Consider the following 382-nt stretch of genomic DNA (forward strand, 5'->3'; position numbering starts at 1 on the left):
ATTGCATTATCCCAAAATTGTGCGTTCTCCTCCCAGATTTTTTTACTTTCCTCTGTTCCCATGTTCTCTCCCACTCCCCAAATTTGCTTTTTTGCTTCCATTAAATCTTCCTTACTATATTCCATTGTTACCCTCCATAACTTCTGATTGTTGCCGTCTTGACGATTATGTATCTTTACATTACCTTCTGAAACATATGGCGCACCTTGTCCAGGCGGCTGTTTGGACGGCGGGGCTGGATGACCGGCTGACCGACAGCGGCCTGATATCCTTTCAGCTCTGTAAGGCATACGCTCCGCCCGTTGGTGTAAAAGGCCAGATCAGTACGGTATGCCTGTATACAGCGGGCGGGAATCTCGCCAGTAAAGACAACTTCATCCTT

General features: G+C 47.1%; 1 pseudogene. It reads right to left on the reverse strand.

Going from position 1 to position 382, the window contains the following annotated elements:
- Positions 1–175: 175 nt before the first annotated feature.
- Positions 176–382: pseudogene (locus OCV64_RS16070) on the reverse strand (tetracycline resistance ribosomal protection protein Tet(W)); the annotation flags it as partial.

The sequence above is a fragment of the Muriventricola aceti genome (assembly GCF_025567565.1).
GTDB classification, from domain to species: Bacteria; Bacillota; Clostridia; order Oscillospirales; family Oscillospiraceae; genus Lawsonibacter; species Lawsonibacter aceti.